The following is a 20,488-nucleotide window of genomic DNA, read 5'->3' as shown; positions in this document are numbered from 1 at the left end:
GCGAGTTTATATTTCTTATACGCTCTTTGCTAATATTGAACTTCCTCTCTTTCAATACAAAACTTCCTGTATTTATTTCCGTATTTCCACTTTGTTTCGAAAAAAAAGCATATCTTTGTCATACGCTTTCTGTTCACCAGCGTGGTAAAACAGGTAAGAAGCGTTATTTATTTTGAAATAGGAATATTATTGCATTATCCCCCTCCTCTGAAATCTAGCAAGTTTCTTTTCCAAAGAGGGGTGATTCAACAGATATTCCACGTGAACGGTCGTATGTCAACATATCGATGAAAGATGTGTTATATATAAACGATTAGCGTGGATGTCTGTTGTTATCATTATCTTTTGGAAAGGTTTTGCTAGGCCTCAGAGGTGGATAATGATTCAACAGCATTCACGCTTTTATTGTACCCGGTTGGTTTCATGATCCTTATAAATCCCCAACCCCAATCTCCTGTCCGCCCGGAATACAAAAAGCGCGAATGTTTGTTGAATCAACATCAACAGAGCACTATTTATTCCTTGTTGTATAACAAATTAAAAACAAACACTATGTCACAATGGATTAGCATAGAAGCGGCAGCCGAGAAATACCGACTCGAAAAAGAGTATATCTGGCTCTGGGTGGAAATGAAAAAAATCACAGTGTCTTATGAGAACGATACAGTTTCCATAGATGATGATAGTATTCAGCAATTCATAAAGCGGACTAAGCTGGGAATTACGTCTGAATATATCGATGAGTTAGAGCAACTTTGCATGGAAAAAAACAAAACCAGCAGATTGTATGCTTCACTCTTGAATATGCGGGATCAGGAATTAATGGCAATTAGAGGACAAAGTTCGCGACTGGACGGTTTATGGAAAATGGTGGAGGAACAATACGAAAGACTGCGCTCCTTCGAGAAGAATTCCATGTCGGACAACGCTATTTGTAGCAACTGCTGGATCAGAAAGATATGCAGGAGATTGAAACGAATTCTATAATTCTGCTGTGAATTTAATCTATTAAATAATAGGCTGACAATAAAAGTACGATCTTTTTATTGTCAGCCTATTGTCATGGCTTATTGTCAGGGTGCAATGAGTTGCTAGTCACTGTATTATCCAGCTAAAACTCCTGCTGACAATAAGAACCCTCCAATTTATATGTAAACCTAAAACCTATGAAACTTTTCTGTTATTAATTACACGCATGGCCGCAGTATAGTATTTGCAAGGAACAGAAATCAAAATACTGTTTAAACCATTGTCTTTCATTGAAACCTGAATATAGGCTGCATTCAATAGACTTTTTACGCTGGCTACCTCCCAAGGACTACCAGCAAAAACTTTGACTTGAGAAATCTTTCTACTTGTAATCATGATCTTTATAGTGTGTTTTTGTTTTTACTGCGACAAAGATAAGAGAGAAAAGCAACATAGAGGTGCAATATTGTTTCATATATAGTATACAAATGATTCATTGAATCAGGATTTGTATTAATTGACCAGTTTTTTGCGTTAATAAGAGTTGTTTTCCCTCACATCATTCATTTCTTATTTTGCGTATTTGTTATTGTTTCTACAAGGCTATTGATATAAACCTCTATATTATCATAGGCAGTACTTAGATTTCTTCCGTTTGCATCATATTTGTTTGGGTTCAATCCGTTGGCGGTTTCCCATTCGTCAGGCATGCCGTCATTGTCAGAATCGGTAACTTGTGGCAATGATTTTAATGTTGGCCATGCACTCCAGTCGCTACCAGCTCCGGAAGGCTTTAGGTCTTTCTGACTATCGATAAGTCCGCCCTTAGGATAATTCTGACTTTTCCAATGGATGATACCTTTGTCGCAATGTTCACAAGGACCGTTCGGACAGGGTTCATCTCCTAATCCGTTGTGTTCGTTCTTTCCGATGAATTGTGCCGTTCCTGTGCGTGTCTCTTCAACGATACGAGTATCTATATCATCTCGTTTGAGACTGCAACCCGCATATTTCAACACCAGTTCGTAAGCTTTTTGTGCCGTGTGGGGAGTTACCGCATCTACTTCTACCGGAGTATCCCGTTTCAGTTCATCAAGAGAGTGACCGGTGTTGTTACGGATACCAGTCCAGTTGTCTTTGTTCACTTTTGCGGCTGCTGCTTCTGTCAGTTGGTTTCCTGCCTCGAAGTAATTCCGGCTGATATGATACTGTCCCAATACCCCTTTGATCGGTGCAAAATCTCCATCAGAAGAGCTGATGTCGATAGCCATCACACGGTTGGCCACTTTGGCATCCGTAGCGGGTCCGGGTTTGTAGTAGTTGTCCACAATGTTAATACCCATTGCTGCTCCGCCATAACATCCGTTACCGCTCCAGTTATAAATAACATTATTACGCATATCAGTACGTTCCTGACCTTGATATTTTACTCCGGAACCGAAACGTGGTGTGCGACTGTCATGGTGTGCCATCAGATTATGATGATAAGAAGCGTTGACTCCTCCCCAAATACCGCCATATCCATGAGGGCCTTTGGTATGTCCCGATAAGCGGAGACTTTCTGAAATAATACACCATTGCATAGTAAAGTTAGTATTATCATAGAATGAAGCACATTCGTCAGTGCTCCAACTGATGGAACAATGGTCAATCATGATATTGTTTTTCTGGCGTCCTCCCAGAGCATCTGCACCGTCGGAAGCCGAAGAGCCCAGCAAATCCGTATCTCCCATCCGGAAACGCAGGTATCGTAGAATTACATTATCGGCCGATACATTTACTGGAAAGTGAGCCAGGCAGATACCGTCTCCGGGAGCTGTCTGTCCGGCTATCGTGACATCACCGTTCCGAATGTCCAGTGTCGATTTTAGATAAATGGTGCCGGATATACAGAAGACAATTATACGAGGCTCCTTTTGTTCGATGGCATACCGGAGGGTACCCGGTGCTTTGGAGTCTTCCAGGGATCTGACAATATATACCTTTCCGCCTCTTCCTCCTGTAGTGTTCATTCCTCCTCCTTCAGCTCCGGGAAAGGCATATGCTGTTTCTTCCACTGGTGGAGATACGGAGGGAGAATCCGGTGGAGTCTCCTGTTCTTTATTATCTTCATTGACTGAAGATGTGGAACAGGAGGAGAACGCTTCTACTTGTGTGGCAAACAGTAGTGCCACGAAAATGAATTTTACCTTGTTGTTTTTCATATCTTACCTGATTTTTTATAAAGTGTGATGATAGTGATACTGATACAAATGTAAGCGGATAGAATTTGATAGACAACTGGTTGCATAGATAGTGCACCAGATTGCACAAAAAGTCCGCAACTTTTGAATGATATTAAAAAAGTCCACGCAAACAAACAAATAGTGAGAAAGTATTCATGTTGTTCCGTATACTTTTGTAACGTGAAATAGTAACTGCTCAAGGCAGGACGACCAAATAATAATGGAATAAGAATCTATCATTAAGAATATAACAAATAATTTATGAAAGCACATTTATTCTCGAAGATGTCCCAAGGACTATTGTTGTTATCAGCTTTGCTGGCAACAAGTTGCAAGGAAAGTAGCAATAACTTTTTTGTTCCCGACCATGAAGCCCCTTCTTTGGTGTCTGTTACTCCTGCAAATGGTGAAACGGCAGAAGAAAACAATACGATTCTGCTTACTTTTAACGAGTATGTGAAAGCGGGAGAAGGGAAAGCGAATTTTAATGGCGAGGAAGTGGAGTTGACTTTCAAAGGTAAAACAGCGTCTTACGCTTATACTGCTTTGGACTATAATCAGGCCTGTCAGTTCAGCCTCCCCAAAGGTGCAGTCATAGACTTTCAGGGAAATGTATTCGAAGGTGTCAGTATTCAGTTTACAATCAGAGAACGTCCTCAACCGGAAGCACGCATATTTGATGCGGTGGTCAGTCCTGACGGAAAGGGAAATTATACCAGTATACAGAAAGCAGTAGATAATGTCCCCTCGAAAAGAACGGAACCCTGGCTCATTTTCGTGATGAACGGAACGTATGAAGAACAAATTATCATTCCTGAAGACAAACCGTATATTCATCTCATCGGACAGGATGTGGATAAGACAATTGTCAAGTTACGGATTAACAGCTCAACCGAAGCCAGTGCGACTGATCCGGATGTGTGGAAGTACTCTTATAAGAACTTAGGAAAAACGGAAGCCGCTATGGTATCAGTGAAAGCTACGGATTTTTACGCAGAGAATATATCTTTTGTAAACGGATATGGCAAAGAATTGCAGAAAGGTCCTATGGCATTGGCAATGTATACCCAGAATGACCGCAACTCATTCAATAATTGCAAATTCCTCTCGTACCAAGATACCTGGCAGACCGGACCTAAATCGGATAACGGCAGACTGTATGCACAGAATTGCTGGATTGAAGGAGCCGTTGATTACTTCTATGGAAACGGGAATTGCTTCCTCGAACATTGCACCTTTTATAATATGAGGGATGGCGCAATTATTGTTGCTCCTTCTCATAAAGTAGGAACACGCTGGGGATATGTGATGAATAATTGCGTAGTGGATGGAAATGAATTGGCTGATACAGAAAGAGTCAAGTTGGGACGTCCCTGGCATAATTCTCCGATAGCTGTATATCTCAATACCATCTTTAATATAAAAATAGCTCCGGAAGGATGGACGGATATGGGAGCTATTCCTCAAATGTTTGCTGAATATAACAGTAAAGATAAAGAAGGGAATACAGTCGATTTAAGCCAGCGTAAAACGCAATATACTTACCAGGATGAACAAGAGAATCCGGTGACAGGCATTTGTCAGGCTGTTCTTTCGGCAGGTGAGGCGGCGCGGTATACATACGAAAACGTTGTTCGCGAGGGCGATAATTGGGACCCGAAGAAATATATGGAACAAGTTTCCGCACCGGAAAATCTGAAAAGAGAAAACGGAGTATTAAGTTGGGATGCTTCGAAATATGCGATTTGTTATTTGGTGATTGCAAATGATGAAACAGTACAAATAACCAAAGAAACGTCTTGTAATATTGAGACAGGAAAGACGTATCAGGTGAAGGCTGTCAGCGAGTACGGGTCTTTGAGTGAACCTTCGCAGGAATGATGACAATTAAAAACTTTAAAATATGAAAACGATAAGCAAAGTATTCAGTTGTATATTGGCTTTTTCTTCTCTGTTGGGGAGTGTGGAAGGGCAAAACAGGTATAAAATATGGTATGATAAACCCGCTTCTTATTGGGAAGAAGCGCTTCCGATTGGTAATGGACGGATTGCAGCAATGGTGTTCGGTGATCCCCAACTGGAACAAATACAGTTGAACGAAGAAACAGTGTCGGCAGGCTCTCCCTACCAAAACTATAATGAAGAAGCGAAAGCGGCTTTGCCGGAAATGCGGCGGTTGATTTTTGAAGGAAAATACGAAGAAGCGCAGAACATGGCGGCAACGAAGATTCTTTCACAAGTGGGGAATGAAATGCCTTATCAGACGGTAGGTCGTCTGAATATCCGTTATCAAGACCACAAAAAGGTAAGTAATTACTACCGTGACCTGGATATAAGCAATGCAATGACTGTGACCCGCTACAAAGTAGACGGAGTGGAATTTACTGAAGAAACATTTGCATCATTTACCGATCAGCTGGTTATCAGGCATATCAAATCATCTAAACCGGGAGCAATCAATTGCGAACTGTTTTTTAATACACCGATGAGAGATCCGAAGCGTAGTATCTATGGAAAGAAGGGGTTGCGTTTGGAAGGTATTACGCATGGAAGTCGTTATTTTCCGGGAAAGGTGCACTATTGCGCTGACTTGGATGTGAAAAACAAAGGCGGAGAAGTGACAATGGCTAATGATACGCTGCTTAGTGTTCAGGGCGCCAGCGAACTTACATTGTACATCTCGATGGCAACAAACTTCGTCAATTATAAAGATATATCGGGTGATCCGTATCAGCGGAATAAAACCTATCTGAAAAATGCGGAGAAGGAGTATGATAAGGCGAAAGCTGCCCATATAGCTGCTTATCAGGAGCAATTCAACCGTGTGACTTTGGATTTGGGTGAAACTTCCCAGGTTAATAAACCGATGGATGTACGTATCAAGGAGTTTTCTTCATCCTATGATCCGGCATTGATAGCGTTGTATTTCCAGTATGGACGTTACTTATTAATTGCATCTTCACAGCCCGGATGCCAGCCCGCCAACTTGCAGGGCAAATGGAATCATAACCCGGGACCTCCCTGGAGCTGCAATTATACAACGAATATTAATGCTGAAATGAATTACTGGCCGGCGGAAATCACCAACTTGGCCGAACTTCATAAACCATTCATCCAGATGGTACGTGAATTAAGCGAGAATGGGCGTGAAGCTGCGAGCCGGATGTATGGTTGTCGTGGCTGGGTATTGCATCATAATACGGATTTGTGGCGTATGACGGGTGCGGTGGACCGTCCTTATTGTGGAACGTGGCCTGTGGCTAACGCATGGCTTTGCCAGCATTTATGGGACCGTTATTTGTTTTCCGGTGATAAGAAATATTTGGAGGAAGCATATCCGATGATGAAAAGCGCTTCGGAGTTCTTTGTCGACTTTTTGGTACGCGACCCGAATACAGGTTATTTGGTTGTTACTCCTTCCAATTCACCCGAAAATTCTCCGCGCTGGATAAAGAAAAAAAGTAATCTTTTTGCAGGAATTACGATGGATAATCAGTTGGTTTTTGATTTATTTTCAAATACATGCGAAGCTGCCAAAGTGCTGAACGCAGATACCGATTTTTGTGATACATTGAAGAATATGCGCCGGCAGTTGCCTCCGATGCAGGTAGGGCAGTACGGACAATTGCAGGAATGGTTTGAAGACTGGGATCATCCTAATGATCGTCACCGGCACATCTCTCATCTTTGGGGGCTATATCCCGGTTATCAGATTTCTCCTTATCGCTCTCCGGTACTCTTTGAAGCTGCAAAAAATACATTGATACAACGGGGGGATCCTTCTACCGGTTGGTCAATGGGATGGAAAGTTTGTTTTTGGTCTCGTATGCTTGACGGGGATCATGCTTATCAGTTGATAAAGAATCAGTTGACTTATGTCAGTCCTGAAATACAGAAAGGACAGGGAGGCGGAACGTATCCTAATTTGTTCGACGCGCATCCACCTTTCCAAATAGATGGGAACTTTGGTTGCACGGCTGGTATTGCCGAAATGTTGGTGCAAAGTCATGACGGTGCGATTCATCTGTTGCCTTCGTTGCCTTCGGAATGGAAGAGCGGGACAGTGAAAGGGTTGCGTGCCCGAGGAGGTTTTTTGATTGATGAATTGACCTGGAAGGACGGTAAGCTGGTAAAAGCTGTGTTACGTTCGGAAATTGGAGGCAATCTGCGTCTGCGCTCTTACTGGAAATTGGCTGCTGAAGGAGCATCGTTGAAACAGAAGAAGGAAGAAGAAGCGAATCCGAACGCATTATTTAAAGTACAGCAAATCTCACGTCCGATGATTAGTGAGAAAGCGCCTTTAAAAGGAGTGGCATTACGTGATACTTATTTGTATGATGTGGATACACGCGAAGGAGAAGTGATAATTATTACAGTAAAATAAGGCATTCTATATAAAAAGTCCACGCTTTTGCATAAATAATGAGTGGAAAACAGCTGTAAAAGTGTGACTTTTGTAACATCAAAAATGAAACAAATTAATCAAGATAATACTATGGATGTACAAAGACATTTATTTTTGCGAAGATGCTTCGCGTATATATGTTGCTTGCTCTTGTGCTTTATAACGGCGACAACAGTATATGCACAGAAGGTATCTGTGAAAGGAACAGTGGTGGATACCAACGGCGATGCTATTATTGGTGCTAGTGTGAAGGTGTTGAAAAAGTCCTCCGTCGGTACAATTACCGACTTGGATGGAAATTTCACTTTGTCTGTTCCCGAAGATGCAACAAAGTTGGAAATTAGTTTTGTAGGAATGAAATCAGTTGTTGCGACTGTGAAACCGGGCAAACATCTGAAAGTTGTGTTGGAAGAAGACAATCAGACTTTGGACGAAGTGGTAGTGGTAGGGTACGGAACCTCACGCCGCGGAGATTTGACCGGTGCGATTTCTTCAGTGAGTGAGAAGGTTTTGAAGGATATTCCGATAACTTCTGCGGCTGCGGCTATTACAGGAAAACTGGCAGGTGTGAATGTCGTGGCTACTGATGGATCGCCCGATGCAACAATCCAGATTACAGTACGTGGTGGTGGTTCTATTACCCAGGACAATTCACCGTTATATATTGTTGACGGTTTTCAGGTGAGTAATATCAATGATATTCCTCCCGGTGATATTCAAAGCATTGATGTTTTGAAAGATGCTTCTTCTACCGCCATCTATGGAGCTAAAGGTGCGAACGGCGTTATTCTTGTTACTACAAAAAGCGGTAAGGCGGGAAAAACAGAAATCTCATTCAATGCTCACTGGGGTGTCAGTAATGTGTATAATCTGACGGGGGTACTTTCACCTTACGAATACTACTGTTATCAGAAAGAACTTGATCCGGGCACCTCTCTGACCAGTAGCATTAATTCGATGTATGGACGTTGGGACGACCGCAATATTTATCGTTCGGTAGAAGGCACGAACTGGCAGGATAAAGTATATGGAAACACCGGATTCAAACAAAGCTATAACGTTGGTATAACAGGAGGAACGGATGCCACATTGCGTTATAATTTGAGTTATACGCGGGATGATGAGAAGTACATTATGCTCAACTCCAATTATGTGAGGGATAACTTGAGTGTGAAGATGGATAAAAAGTTGAGTAACAAATTGAAGTTTGAGTTTTCCAGCCGTTTGACTAGAATGGTGATTGACGGTGCGGGTACCAATGGAGGTAAATTGAGAGATGCCGTTCTTTTCTCGCCAATCAACAGCCTTGCAAGTATAGATGCGGGAGATGCTTTGGGGGGTGAAATTGATTACTCGGATGATGCATTGTTATCATCATTGAATGATCCTGTATATAATACGGTGAATGAGTATAAGAAGCAAAACCAGTTTTCTATGACTTATAATGCCGGCTTTAACTGGGAAATTGTTAAAGGATTGACTTATCAGCTGAAAGGTAGTTACGCATACACTTATAATTATACCGATAATGTCTGGTTAAAGAAAACCGGAGAGTCGAGCTCCAATGCCGGTCAGCCCGTAGCCAAACGTACGGATGAGAAAGGTGCACGATGGAACTTGCAGAACATATTGAGTTACCGGTTCTCTCTGAAAAAGAATCACCGTCTTGATCTGATGGCCGGACATGAAATGGTGAGTAATTACAGAAATCAGATGATTGCCTCATCCAAATATTATCCTATGGATTTTACGGCGAGCGAAGTGTTGGCTATGTGGAACTATGGAGAATCCCAACCAACGTATACCACTCTTGGTGAACCTTCTCGTACGGCATCTTACTTCGGTCGTTTAAACTATGCTTTCAAAGACCGGTACATGTTCACTTTTACAGCCCGTGCCGACGGAACGAATGTGTTCGCTCCTGAAAACCGTTGGGGATTTTTCCCGGGTATGGCATTGGCATGGCGCATTTCCCAGGAAAAATTTATGAAGCAGACGGAAGACTGGCTGGATAATCTGAAACTTCGTGTGAGTTACGGGTCAGTTGGTAATGCGCGTGTCAATTCATACTGGAGACAGGATTATAAAATGGAATCTTCTGCCAATAGGCAATATTATCTAAATGAAACAGTACAGAGTGCCCTGAAATTGCAGAACACCTTGCGGAACGAGAATCTGACTTGGGAAACGAAGTTATCCTCTAATGTGGGAATAGATGCCAGCCTCTTTAATAGCCGTTTGAATGTGACGGTTGACTTCTATAATGATATAACGAAAGATTTAATCTTACGCATGGATCTTCCTTCAAATTCGGGATATGAATATCAGTATCAGAATGTAGGCCGCAGTACGAACAGGGGAGTTGAACTTACGCTTAGCGGAACGATTATCAATAGTAAAGATTTCTATCTGGGCGCTAACTTCAATATATCATTCAATAAAAATATAGTGAATAAACTGGATGGAACGGCAACCGTATTGAGTGCGCAATCCAACTGGCGACCGGATATCGGCTCTGATGATTTTCGTGCTATTGTAGGTCAGGCGGTAGGACAGATTTATGGATTCGAAGTAGAGGGCTTTTATTCTGTAGACGACTTTACGTTTGATGAGAATACGAAAAAATGGATACTGAATGAAGGGGTAGTAGACGACAGGGCTTTGTTCTCTAATGACCTGCCTAACTTTGGTCCGGGCTTTATCAAACTGAAGGATCAGAATAATGACGGTGTGATCGATGCGGATAATGACCGTAAAGTGATCGGTAGTGTACAGCCAAAGCATATTGGCGGATTCGGGCTGAATGCTGCATGGAGAGGGTTTGACTTGGCGGCAATGTTCAACTGGTCATATGGCAATAAAGTATATAATGCCAATAAGATTATGGCATCCACTCATACGAATCGTAAATATAATAATATCAGAGATTTTATGAGTTTGGAAAACCGTTGGTCGATTATTGATCCGGAAACGGGTGCCAATGTAATGTATGGTAATGACGCCAATCCGGAACGCTTTGTTGAAATCAATTCCAAAGCCTCTATCTGGATGCCTATGATGGGGCGTACGCTTGTGACGGACTGGGCGATTGAAGATGGTTCTTTTTTGCGTTGTAGTAACCTGACGTTAGGGTATACGCTTCCGGTTACTGTGACTCGTAAGCTAGGAGTCAAGAACCTGCGCGTGTATGCTACGGCCAATAACCTGTTTTGCTGGACAGCTTATTCCGGACAGGATCCTGAAGTGAGCACACAACGTTCTACCCCTTTGACTCCGGGTGTGGATTATTCTGCATATCCGAAAGCACATTCTTATGTATTCGGTCTTAATGTTACTTTTTAATACTTGAAAAATGAAAATACAGAAACTATTTTTAGCGGTTTTATCCTCCTCTGTGTTATGCACTTCGTGTATGGATAATTTTTTGGATACCGAAAGTCCTTCTATTCCAAGTGATGAGAATCTGTTTAAATCGACTGCTCTGACGGAAGCAGCCCTGATGGGTGTATATGCGACAATGACGGACACCTATATATATGGTCAGAAACTGTGTGTCAACTGGCAGGGAGCTTCTGACGTGGAGGTTGGCTCGGGTGCGTTTTCTACGGAAAACTATAATTCGACACTTCGTGATGAAGGTGCTGGCAATTTTTATGACGATAATTATAACCGGAATACCAGATGGGACAAACTTTATTATCTGGCAGAATCCGCCACTACTATCGTAGATGGTATACGTCGGTCACCGTTGATGCAATCTACTTCGGACAAGGCTGCCATGCGTAGATATTTAGGAGAGGCATTAGCACTAAAAGCGTTAGGCTATTTTGAATTGATTCGTTATTGGGGAGATGTGCCATATAAAGAGCATGCGTCTGAAAGCGGATTGGGAAATGTCTATATAGGAAAAGTGGATCGTGATATTGTTTATAATTATATCATAGAGGATTTGAAAGAGGCAATTGAATATCTGCCTTGGATGGGAGAAGAATCATATACGGTAGAACGCATGAATAAAGGTTTTGCCAAAGGACTGCTGGCAAAAGTAGCGCTATTTGCCGGAGGATGGTCTGTACGGGATGGAAATCAGTTTCCGGACTTGGATGTGGAACATCATCCGACCATTCCGGAAATGAACGGATATTTCGTCGGTCGCCCTAAGAATTGGAAAGATTATTATGAACTGGCTGCCAAACAGTGTGCGGAGATTTTGGGAGCGACTGATAATCCTCATGAGCTTGATCCCAGTTATGAGAATATTTGGTCTACTGTCAATCATCTGGAATACAACAAGTATAATGAAAACCTGTTTGAAGTTGCTTTTGGTGAAGGACAGAATGGAGATGTGGGGGCCACGATGGGATACAACCTGAACAGAGGGGTTTTTAATACCACCCAAGGTATGGGAGGGGCAGGATATGCGGCTACTACTGCTTACTATTTTTATTCATTTGATCCGGCAGACACCCGTCGGGATGTTACTTGTGTTTTCCAGGAATATATCAATGAGAATGGAAAAAATAAGGAAGTTATTCGCTGTAATCCATTAGGAGTGGCTTGTGGTAAATGGCGTTGGTATTGGATGACTGATAATTATATGAAAGTCCGTTTCCCGAAAGCTAATTCACGTATTGCTACTGGTATCAACTGGATTTTGATGCGGTATTCAGATATTTACCTGATGTTTGCGGAGGCTCAAAATGTATTGACAGGGCCGGATGCAGTTAGTCCGATTGCCGGTATGTCTCCCCGACAGGCTTTGGAAAAGGTTCGTGAAAGAGCATTTGGTACTGGTGCTCCCGAAATCACGCAGTATGACGCGGATTTCTTCACGGCTATTGTCAATGAACGGGCATGGGAGTTTGGTTGTGAATCTATTCGTCGTCAGGATTTGACACGTTGGGGATTGTTGGCGGAGAAAATAGAAGAGATGAAAATAGGTCTTTGTATGTTGTATGACTACAAGCCGGTGACTATTTTCGGGAAGACTTATCAAGTGGATGAAATACCGAGAAAAATCTATTATAAATATGAAGACTCTGATAATCCGGAATACATTGATATGTCGTCTGTTAACTTCAATGAGGATATGGGAACCGGTACTGCTTCTACATCAAAAGGACAGTATGAGTGCAACTGGATCAGTATGCAGGTGACATTGAATAAGGATGGTGATATAAATGCAACCCTGAATACTAATTATGTGAAAACAATGGCTAGAATATTGGTTTGCGGTACAGGGCTGAATGCGTCTTACGACTATTCGAATTTGTTTGGCAGGCTGAACTGGGGCGGTGAAGCCGAAGCGGAGTTCCGTAAATATTCTGTTGGTAATGGAGTGTGTAATTATCGCCATGTATTCGCTATTTATTATGAGGATGTCAATAAGACGCAAGGGTATGTTTCTAATTCGTATGGTTATAAATAATTAATGGTAGGAAAAGATGAAAAGACTAGTTAATAGATTATCCGGAGCATGCCTGTATGTACTATTGGCTTTGATAGTGGGTATGTCTTCCTGTGAGGACGATGCCAATGACTGGACAGTTAATAAGAACTATGATGCTTTGTTCCGTCCGTTGACGTTCGATAAGTCGGCTACCGATGCGACTTCGGTTACATTAAGATATTCGCAGATTGTGAATGCAAAAGTCTATATTTTTGAGTTTTATACGGACAGCTTGGAGTTTAATGCGGAAAATTATGTAAGGACAGATACGATTCTGAAAGATACATTGACTGTATTTTCAGAGAGTAATACGCCTATGAGGGTGGAATATCGTACTTTGTTTCAGGAGTTCAACGGTTCTACGCAATATTCTGTTCGTATGAAAGGAGAAGATGCGCAGGGAAAGGCAAGCACTTATGTCAGTGTAGCATTTAAAACTCCGGATGAGCAATTATTTACCGGAGTGGAAGTTACAGCTAATTCCGCAACCTTGACATGGGAAGAAACGAACAGGGTAACTCATCTGACGTTGGCTCAAATGGTGGATACGAAATATGGTGAGGAAAAACAGATTGATTTGACTTCGGAAGATATAGCGGCTTGTTCAAAAACACTCTCCGAATTGGAGAATGGAGCGACCTATCGTGTTCGGATTTATAATAATGATGCATTACGTGGTTCGTATGTATTCAAGACACTGGGATTGGGTGGTAGCGAAATCCTTTTTGTGGAGGCTACGGAAACCGGAGTCATTGATTTAAGTACATTGTTATCTAATTTTGTGAAAGAGAAAGAATGTAGCAATGTAACTGTCCAACTTACTCCGGGGGCGGTGTATAAGGTAAGTGAACTAAAGATTCCGGGATTGGATAATATTTTGTTTACCAGTACGGAAGCTAATGAAAATAATCGTCCACAGCTTATTGTGACTAATAAAATATCATTGGCTTCTCCGATACAGTCTCTGTCATTCGAGTTTGTTTGCCTGAATGGAAATGGCGAGGCCAGTTATATGACGGATTGGAAAAATAGTTCTTATGCCCAGTCTATTTCATTCACAGGCTGTGCTATACAGAACATAAAACGTACGCTTGTACGTATTAGCGATGGAAGTGGTGTGTTCATGACGGATATTACGATCGATAACTGTGTCATATCCGAAGTTGGTACGGACGGATATGGAATGATTAATTTCGGAAAAAATATCGATCAGTTGGAAAGGGTTTCTATAACGAATAGTACATTGATTAATATTGGTGACCAGTTGATGGACGTGAAAGGGGGAATCGGTGATGTGATATTGGAAAATTGTACTTTCTATAATTCTATGGATGCTAAGAAGGAATTGCCTAAAGTTTTCCGTTTCGATAATGCGGCAAGTACTCCGCCTTCTCCGAAATCTGCGACAATGCGGAATTTGATTTTCTCCGGTCCGAACAAAGGAAAGAAAATGAATAGTGGAAATGGTGCTTATGACATTTTGAACTTCTCTGATAATTGTTATATCACCTCCGACCTGCAGGAAGGCAATAACAGGTTTGAAGAAATAACGAGAATAAAACAAAGCTCGGATGACTTGTTCGTTGATCCATTAAACGGTGATTTCCATATTAAACCGGGAGCCGGGTTCGCCGGAACGGGTAATGCTGGTGATCCACGTTGGTATTAATTGATCCTATAATTGTTAGGTATAAAGAATATCATGAAGAATATTGTATTATCAATTTTATTGATGAGTGCCTGTGCAATGATTTATGCACAGGCGGACTCATCGCCTTATCAGGCTATTGTAGCTGTTGATGGTAGTGGAGATTATAAAACGGTTCAGGAAGCAATCAATGCTGTACCTGACGGACAGACGAAACCTTGGTTGATTCTGATAAAGAATGGCTTGTATAATGAGCAGGTGATTATCCCTAAGAATAAGCCATACGTACATTTAATAGGCCAGGATAAGGATAAGACCATTATTCATTTAAACTTGAATGTTGGTAGTAAACTGACCGGTAAAGAAATAGGTGGAAAAACAGCTTATTGGGAACACTCGGTTCATAATCCTTCCTCTCCAGTTTATAAATACGAGGGATCGGTAGTGGTGGTAAAAGGAGACCACTTTTATACGGAAAACATTTCGTATGTGAATGACTGGGGAGTTTTATCAGATAATGGTCCGCAGGCTTTGGCTATGAATAGTCAGGCAGATTGTGCTTCCTTTTATAATTGTAAGTTCCGTTCTTTTCAAGATACTTGGATGACTGCCAATAATGATGTCAGTCGGCACTATGTGAAAGATTGCTGGATAGAAGGCGCGGTAGACTATTTTTATGGTGGTGGTGATGTGTTGCTGGAAAACTGTACGCTTTATAATGTACGGAGTGGAGCAGTAATAGTGGCTCCTTCCCATAAAGATGCCAAATATGGTTATGCTTTTCGTAATTGCATTATAGATGGAAACAGTGAAGCGGCTGACGGACGTTTGAAGTTGGGGCGTCCATGGCATAATAATTCGAAGACGGTGTATATCAATACCATTATGCTTATCCCTGTCGCTGATGAAGGATGGACGAATATGGGAACGGTTCCCGGAATTTTTGCCGAATACAATAGTCGTGATGCACAGGGTAATGTGTTGGATTTAAGTAAACGCAAAACGGAATATCAATATAAAGACCGCCAAACCGGTAAGGAAGTATCGGGTACCTGTCAGGCAACTATAACGAAAGAGGAGGCGGACAAATATACGTACGAAAATATGATTCCGGGTAATGATGGCTGGAATCCGCGTATTATGATGGAGAAATTAGGAAGTCCGCGCAGTCTGGTTTATCAGCAAGGCACTCTTAAATGGAATCCTGTGAAGAATGCGATCGGATATATTGTATATGATGGAGAACAGATTCTCGGGACGACTACTGATACCTCTTTTCCGGTGTCGAAAGTGAATTATGCTTTGAAGGTATCTGCCGTGAATCAATATGGAACGCAAGGTAAAAAAGGTGTATTGTAATTGAATATAGAAAACTGGTAAGGAAAGGGGAGGTGCTTATGAGGCATCTCCCTTTCTTTCTTTATATTCTGTAGGAGTGACTCCCATGATTTTTTTGAAGCGCCTGCTAAAGTACTTCGGGTCATTGAAACCGGTCATATAAGCAATTTGGGAGAAACTGTATTCACTTTTTTCAATTAGCTGGGCGGCTCGTTTGATGCGCATTTCACATACGAAATCTACCGGAGTCAGCCCAACAATGGATTTTAATTTTCGGTAGAATACCGTACGGCTTAACATTAGTTTGTTGGCGAAGTCGTCGATGGTGATATCTGTATTGTCCATTTGTTCCTCCATAAACGCCATTACTTGTTGCATGAATTGTTCATCGTATGGAGTCACTTGAGGTTGTGAAGGCTCCCACCCATTTATATGATCCTCTTCTTGAGTATGCTCTGACAGTTTCGATAAATATAGCTCTTGTAACTGTTTACGTTGACGGAGCAGCGACAAAATTCTGGTTTTTAAGTACGTAGAGCTGAATGGTTTGGTAATGTAGTCATCGATACCTTGTTCCAGTCCTGCTATCCGATCATCTAAAGAAGATTTTGCTGATAGTAATATAATAGGAATATGGCAGGTGTTATGATCGGCTTTGATTGCTTTCACCATGTCTAATCCATCCATGACCGGCATCATGACATCACTGATTATCAGATCCGGAATGTACTGCTGTGCATATTTTAATCCTTCTTTTCCATTTGCTGCTTCGAGAACAGTGTAAGTCTCTGACAGGATATTCCATAGGAAATGACGTAATTCATTGTTGTCTTCGACAATAAGAATGGAAGTTTTTTCATCCTCTGTGTCGGTTTTATTTTCATTCTCTGCGTATGCTGCCTTGAAGGATGTATTATCCGAATCTTCTTCAGTAGCTTGTATCGTCGGTGAATTATTGTCACTGTCGGATAAAATAAATTCGGCTTGTTGATCGTCTGCAAATGCTTTTTCTTCCTTAGGAAGTGTGACAATGAATTCACTTCCACTTCCCGGCTCGCTTTTCACTTGGATATTTCCGTGATGTAATTCTATTAATTCGCGTACCAGTGAAAGCCCAATGCCGGATGAGGGCTGCAAGATATTGTATTGTGCCAGTGTTTCAAATCGATAAAATAGGGATTGTTGCTTTTCGGGAGCAATGCCAATGCCTTCATCGGATACGGAGATGGTGACTTGCTCCGAACCTGTTATCATATTTACCGTTACTTTCTTCCCGTTCGGTGTATATTTGAAGGCATTTGAAAGTAGATTGAAGAATATCTTTTCAAATTTGTCACGGTCTACCCATGCGTATATTTTGTCTGTATTAGTTTGAAGTTGGAAATCAATTCTCTTTTCTTTTGCTATAAGGTGGAAGCTTTCCATTATCTTCTGTAATTGGGAAACGAGTTCTGTCTTTTCTACCAACACTTTCATCTTCTTATTTTGGATTTTGCGGAAATCCAGTAGTTGATTAACCAGACGAAGCATACGTTCTGTGTTTTTATGTACCAAATTTAGATGTTCCCGAACTGTCGGAGAGATTGCTTCATGCGCTAGAATTTCTGATACAGGGCTGGATATTAAAGTTAAAGGAGTGCGTAATTCATGTGAAATATCAGTGAAGAAGCGTAATTTGATATTGGATAAATGTTGTTCCAAGTCAACCTGATGCCGCAAACGGTAGATATAGAACAGAATGTATACAATGATAGTAGTGAATAACACGAACATGACAATATAGAATAACCATGCCCAGTATGTTTCCCAAAAAGTGGGTAAAACATGAATGGGGAGAGTGCGTATATTATCGGTCCATACTCCGTCGCTATTGCTGGAACGGATTTGCAGTTGATATTCTCCGGCAGGTAAATTTATGTATGTTGCAGAGCGGTTATTACCGGCTTCGTTCCATTCTTCTTCCAGGCCTTGCAGACGATAGGCGTATTCGATGGCATCGGGATTTACATAATCAATGGCTGCAAATTGAAAGGTGACATTACGTTCCGAAGGATTTAGTTCCAGTTCTTTTATGTCATCAAGCGCTACATGAAGTTGACTTCCTTGTATTTTGAGTCCGGTAAATACAATAGGAGGTACATAAGAACTTTTTTTCATTTGTTCTGTGTTGATTTCAAGTATCCCTTGATTGGTTCCGAGAACGATTTTCTTTTGACTGGTTAGTGTGGGAACTGCTTCAGTGAGGTTCAGTTCTCTCTGAAAGTAATTACTTCCATAATTCTCAAATGTTCCTTGTTGTGGATTGAATTTGGATATGGAGTTTTCGGAGATTACCCATAATTGTTTTTGAGTATCTTCGAGCATTGAAAGTACCAAATCGGAAGCTAATCCGTCTTTGATTGTATAACTTTTGAATTGTATATCTTCCGTGAGCAGATTTTTAGAGATAACCTGGCTGATTCCTCCGGTGAATGTTATTACATAAGTGTTTTTTCGACTGTCAGTAAATATTTGCATGACATCATTACTGCTAAGGCTGGAATCTACGTTAGGGATACGGTTGCTATGATAGAACTTAATTTCTTCTGGCTGATCGAACTTATTGGAGAATGTAAGTAAACCATTGGTTGTGCCAATCAATAACACTCCGTTGGGGGCTTCTGCGATATGTCTTATTTTGAGTGAAGTAGAAACAGGATAGTTTTTCAGCCGGTTGCCGCTATGAATAAAGTTGGTAGAACCATCAGGTACGTGTGATAATAGGTTGAGACCACCTCCATAACATGCGATCCATATATTGTCATGGCTATCCTGAATAATACTATAGACACTATTGTTACTTAAACTGTATGTATCTTGTGGCTGATGGACGAATTGTTGTAAAAGATAAGAGTGTTCGTTTTTCTTCTTTAGAAGGATGAGGCCGTCTTTTTTGGTTCCCATCCATATATTTCCTTGTTTATCTTCCATAAAACAGTACACACTTTTTCCGAAAGTAACCTCTTGAGGGGTGATTATACCCTGTGGAGAAAGGTAGCCTTCTAATGTCCCATCCGGACGGTAAATTCTGACGTTTCCCTTTTTGGAAGCAACCCAGAGACGTTTCTGTTTGTCGGCAAGAAAAGCACGTATTTCCAATCCATTGTCTATGGGGCGTATTTTGTATTTATTGGGATAGAAAGATATTTTGTCTACGCCCCGGTCATTGGTAATCCATACATTCTGTTGCCGGTCGGTATAATAATAACGAATAGAGGGGGCAAATAGGGAAGCGGGATTGTTTTCATCTGCAAAGTATAGTTTCAGTTGATTACTGTCGCGATCATAATAGCACAAATGCCCTTTTTGAGGACTCATCCATAGTGTACCTTCATGGTCTTCAAAGATCATGTATCGGTTGTCGCGTTCATATTGGATCAGGTTTTGTATAGGAGCTGTGAAGTGCTGTTTATCTCCTGTTTGCAGATTTAGCTTTATCACACCGGAGGTATTGGCAAAGATCCAGACTTCTCCGGTTTTGTCCTGATAAAAAAAATGAGCTTCATTGGATGGCTGGGTGGCTGTCTGTATATTAAAATGCTGGAATTTTTTCTTTTCTGTATCGTATGTTATAAATCCGTTGTCAGTTCCTAAGCCGATCCTGTCATTAGAAGGGGAAATGGAAGATATGGAATAGATATCTGTGACAGAACATGGTAGTTCCTGGAATTTTATATTTCCGTTCTTGGGATCATATATTGCGATTTTTCCGGAAGTTGAGATAAGATATATTTTCTTATTATATTCTTTTACCATTTTAAACGGATAATCGCTGTTGATTCGTTTTTTTCCGATGATGGTTACTCCCTTATCTGTCATGATCCATTCGTCCCCGTCGGAATCTTCGTAAATGTCGAATATCTTGTTTCCTTTTAAATTTTGGTTAAAGCTGCTGTATAATATGATATCTTTTCCTTCTTTGCAGGTTTGCTCATTGATTCTGAAAGCATAACCTTGTTCACAGGTGATCCACGTAATTCCTTTATTTAAGGTATAGATATTGCTGACTATGTTGGTTTGTTGCAGGGATGATTCAATAGGAAGGAGTATGTCAATAAACTTCTCTGTCTGAATATCAAATAGATATGCACGGTTATCATAAGATTTGCACCATATATCTCCGTCTTTGCTTTCTGTAATATAAGAGAAACGGTTAGTCGTTAAAGTACAGCCGTCTCCCGGAAATGCTTTGTAATTTTTAAATGTGTATCCGTCGAATTTGTTTAGTCCATTCCAGGTGGCGAACCAAAGAAATCCTTTTTTGTCTTGCATTATATTCACTACTACTCCTTGCGAAAGACCATTATTGACAGAGAAGTGTTTAATCTGGCAAAGAGGTTGAGCTGCTATAGTCAGACTGGTGTATAAGCATAAAAGGAAAACATAGAGTGTCTTCATGATATTATAAATTATGT

General features: G+C 41.1%; 10 protein-coding genes. 7 read left to right on the top strand and 3 right to left on the bottom strand.

Annotation, left to right across the window (positions count from 1 at the left end; genetic code table 11):
- Positions 1 to 552 precede the first annotated feature (552 nt).
- Positions 553 to 987, top strand: a complete 435-nt coding sequence (locus DW173_RS11710; protein WP_004305010.1) for a hypothetical protein — start codon at positions 553 to 555, stop codon at positions 985 to 987.
- Between the two features lie 177 nt (positions 988 to 1,164).
- On the opposite strand, the gene DW173_RS11705 is transcribed toward DW173_RS11710, so the two are convergent.
- Together DW173_RS11705 and DW173_RS11700 are read right to left on the bottom strand one after the other, a co-directional pair.
- On the bottom strand, positions 1,165 to 1,365 hold the full coding sequence (locus DW173_RS11705; RefSeq protein ID WP_087322803.1) for a DUF2007-related protein: 201 nt from the start codon (positions 1,363 to 1,365) through the stop codon (positions 1,165 to 1,167).
- A gap of 167 nt (positions 1,366 to 1,532) precedes the next feature.
- Positions 1,533 to 3,173, bottom strand: coding sequence for a pectate lyase (locus tag DW173_RS11700; RefSeq protein ID WP_120144484.1), 1,641 nt, complete (start codon positions 3,171 to 3,173; stop codon positions 1,533 to 1,535).
- Between the two features lie 282 nt (positions 3,174 to 3,455).
- On the opposite strand from DW173_RS11700, the gene DW173_RS11695 reads away from it, so the two are divergent.
- The 6 genes from DW173_RS11695 (at position 3,456) to DW173_RS11670 (ending at position 16,055) form a co-directional block, all read left to right on the top strand.
- Positions 3,456 to 5,075 carry a pectinesterase family protein gene (locus tag DW173_RS11695; protein ID WP_049701771.1) on the top strand — a complete coding sequence of 540 codons (1,620 nt, stop codon included), beginning with the start codon at positions 3,456 to 3,458 and terminating at the stop codon, positions 5,073 to 5,075.
- Positions 5,076 to 5,097: 22 nt separating this feature from the next.
- Positions 5,098 to 7,578, top strand: a complete 2,481-nt coding sequence (locus DW173_RS11690) for a glycosyl hydrolase family 95 catalytic domain-containing protein (RefSeq protein WP_049701772.1) — start codon at positions 5,098 to 5,100, stop codon at positions 7,576 to 7,578.
- Positions 7,579 to 7,689: 111 nt separating this feature from the next.
- Positions 7,690 to 10,941 carry a SusC/RagA family TonB-linked outer membrane protein gene (locus DW173_RS11685; RefSeq protein ID WP_004305006.1) on the top strand — a complete coding sequence of 1,084 codons (3,252 nt, stop codon included), beginning with the start codon at positions 7,690 to 7,692 and terminating at the stop codon, positions 10,939 to 10,941.
- 10 nt (positions 10,942 to 10,951) lie between these two features.
- The gene (locus tag DW173_RS11680; protein WP_004305005.1) at positions 10,952 to 13,027 is read left to right on the top strand and encodes a RagB/SusD family nutrient uptake outer membrane protein; all 2,076 of its coding nucleotides are present in this window, start codon (positions 10,952 to 10,954) and stop codon (positions 13,025 to 13,027) included.
- A gap of 16 nt (positions 13,028 to 13,043) precedes the next feature.
- The gene (locus DW173_RS11675; protein WP_087322794.1) at positions 13,044 to 14,717 is read left to right on the top strand and encodes a DUF5123 domain-containing protein; all 1,674 of its coding nucleotides are present in this window, start codon (positions 13,044 to 13,046) and stop codon (positions 14,715 to 14,717) included.
- A gap of 33 nt (positions 14,718 to 14,750) precedes the next feature.
- Positions 14,751 to 16,055: a pectinesterase family protein gene (locus DW173_RS11670; RefSeq protein WP_120144483.1), complete on the top strand. Its 1,305-nt coding sequence runs from the start codon at positions 14,751 to 14,753 to the stop codon at positions 16,053 to 16,055.
- Positions 16,056 to 16,091: 36 nt separating this feature from the next.
- On the opposite strand, the gene DW173_RS11665 is transcribed toward DW173_RS11670, so the two are convergent.
- Entirely contained in the window at positions 16,092 to 20,471 is a 4,380-nt protein-coding gene (locus DW173_RS11665) for a two-component regulator propeller domain-containing protein (RefSeq protein WP_120144482.1), read from the bottom strand.
- Between the last annotated feature and the right edge of the window lie 17 nt (positions 20,472 to 20,488).

Source organism: Bacteroides sp. AM16-13, assembly GCF_003602705.1.
GTDB lineage: Bacteria > Bacteroidota > Bacteroidia > Bacteroidales > Bacteroidaceae > Bacteroides > Bacteroides xylanisolvens.
This window is presented reverse-complemented; position numbering and strand designations above follow the sequence as displayed.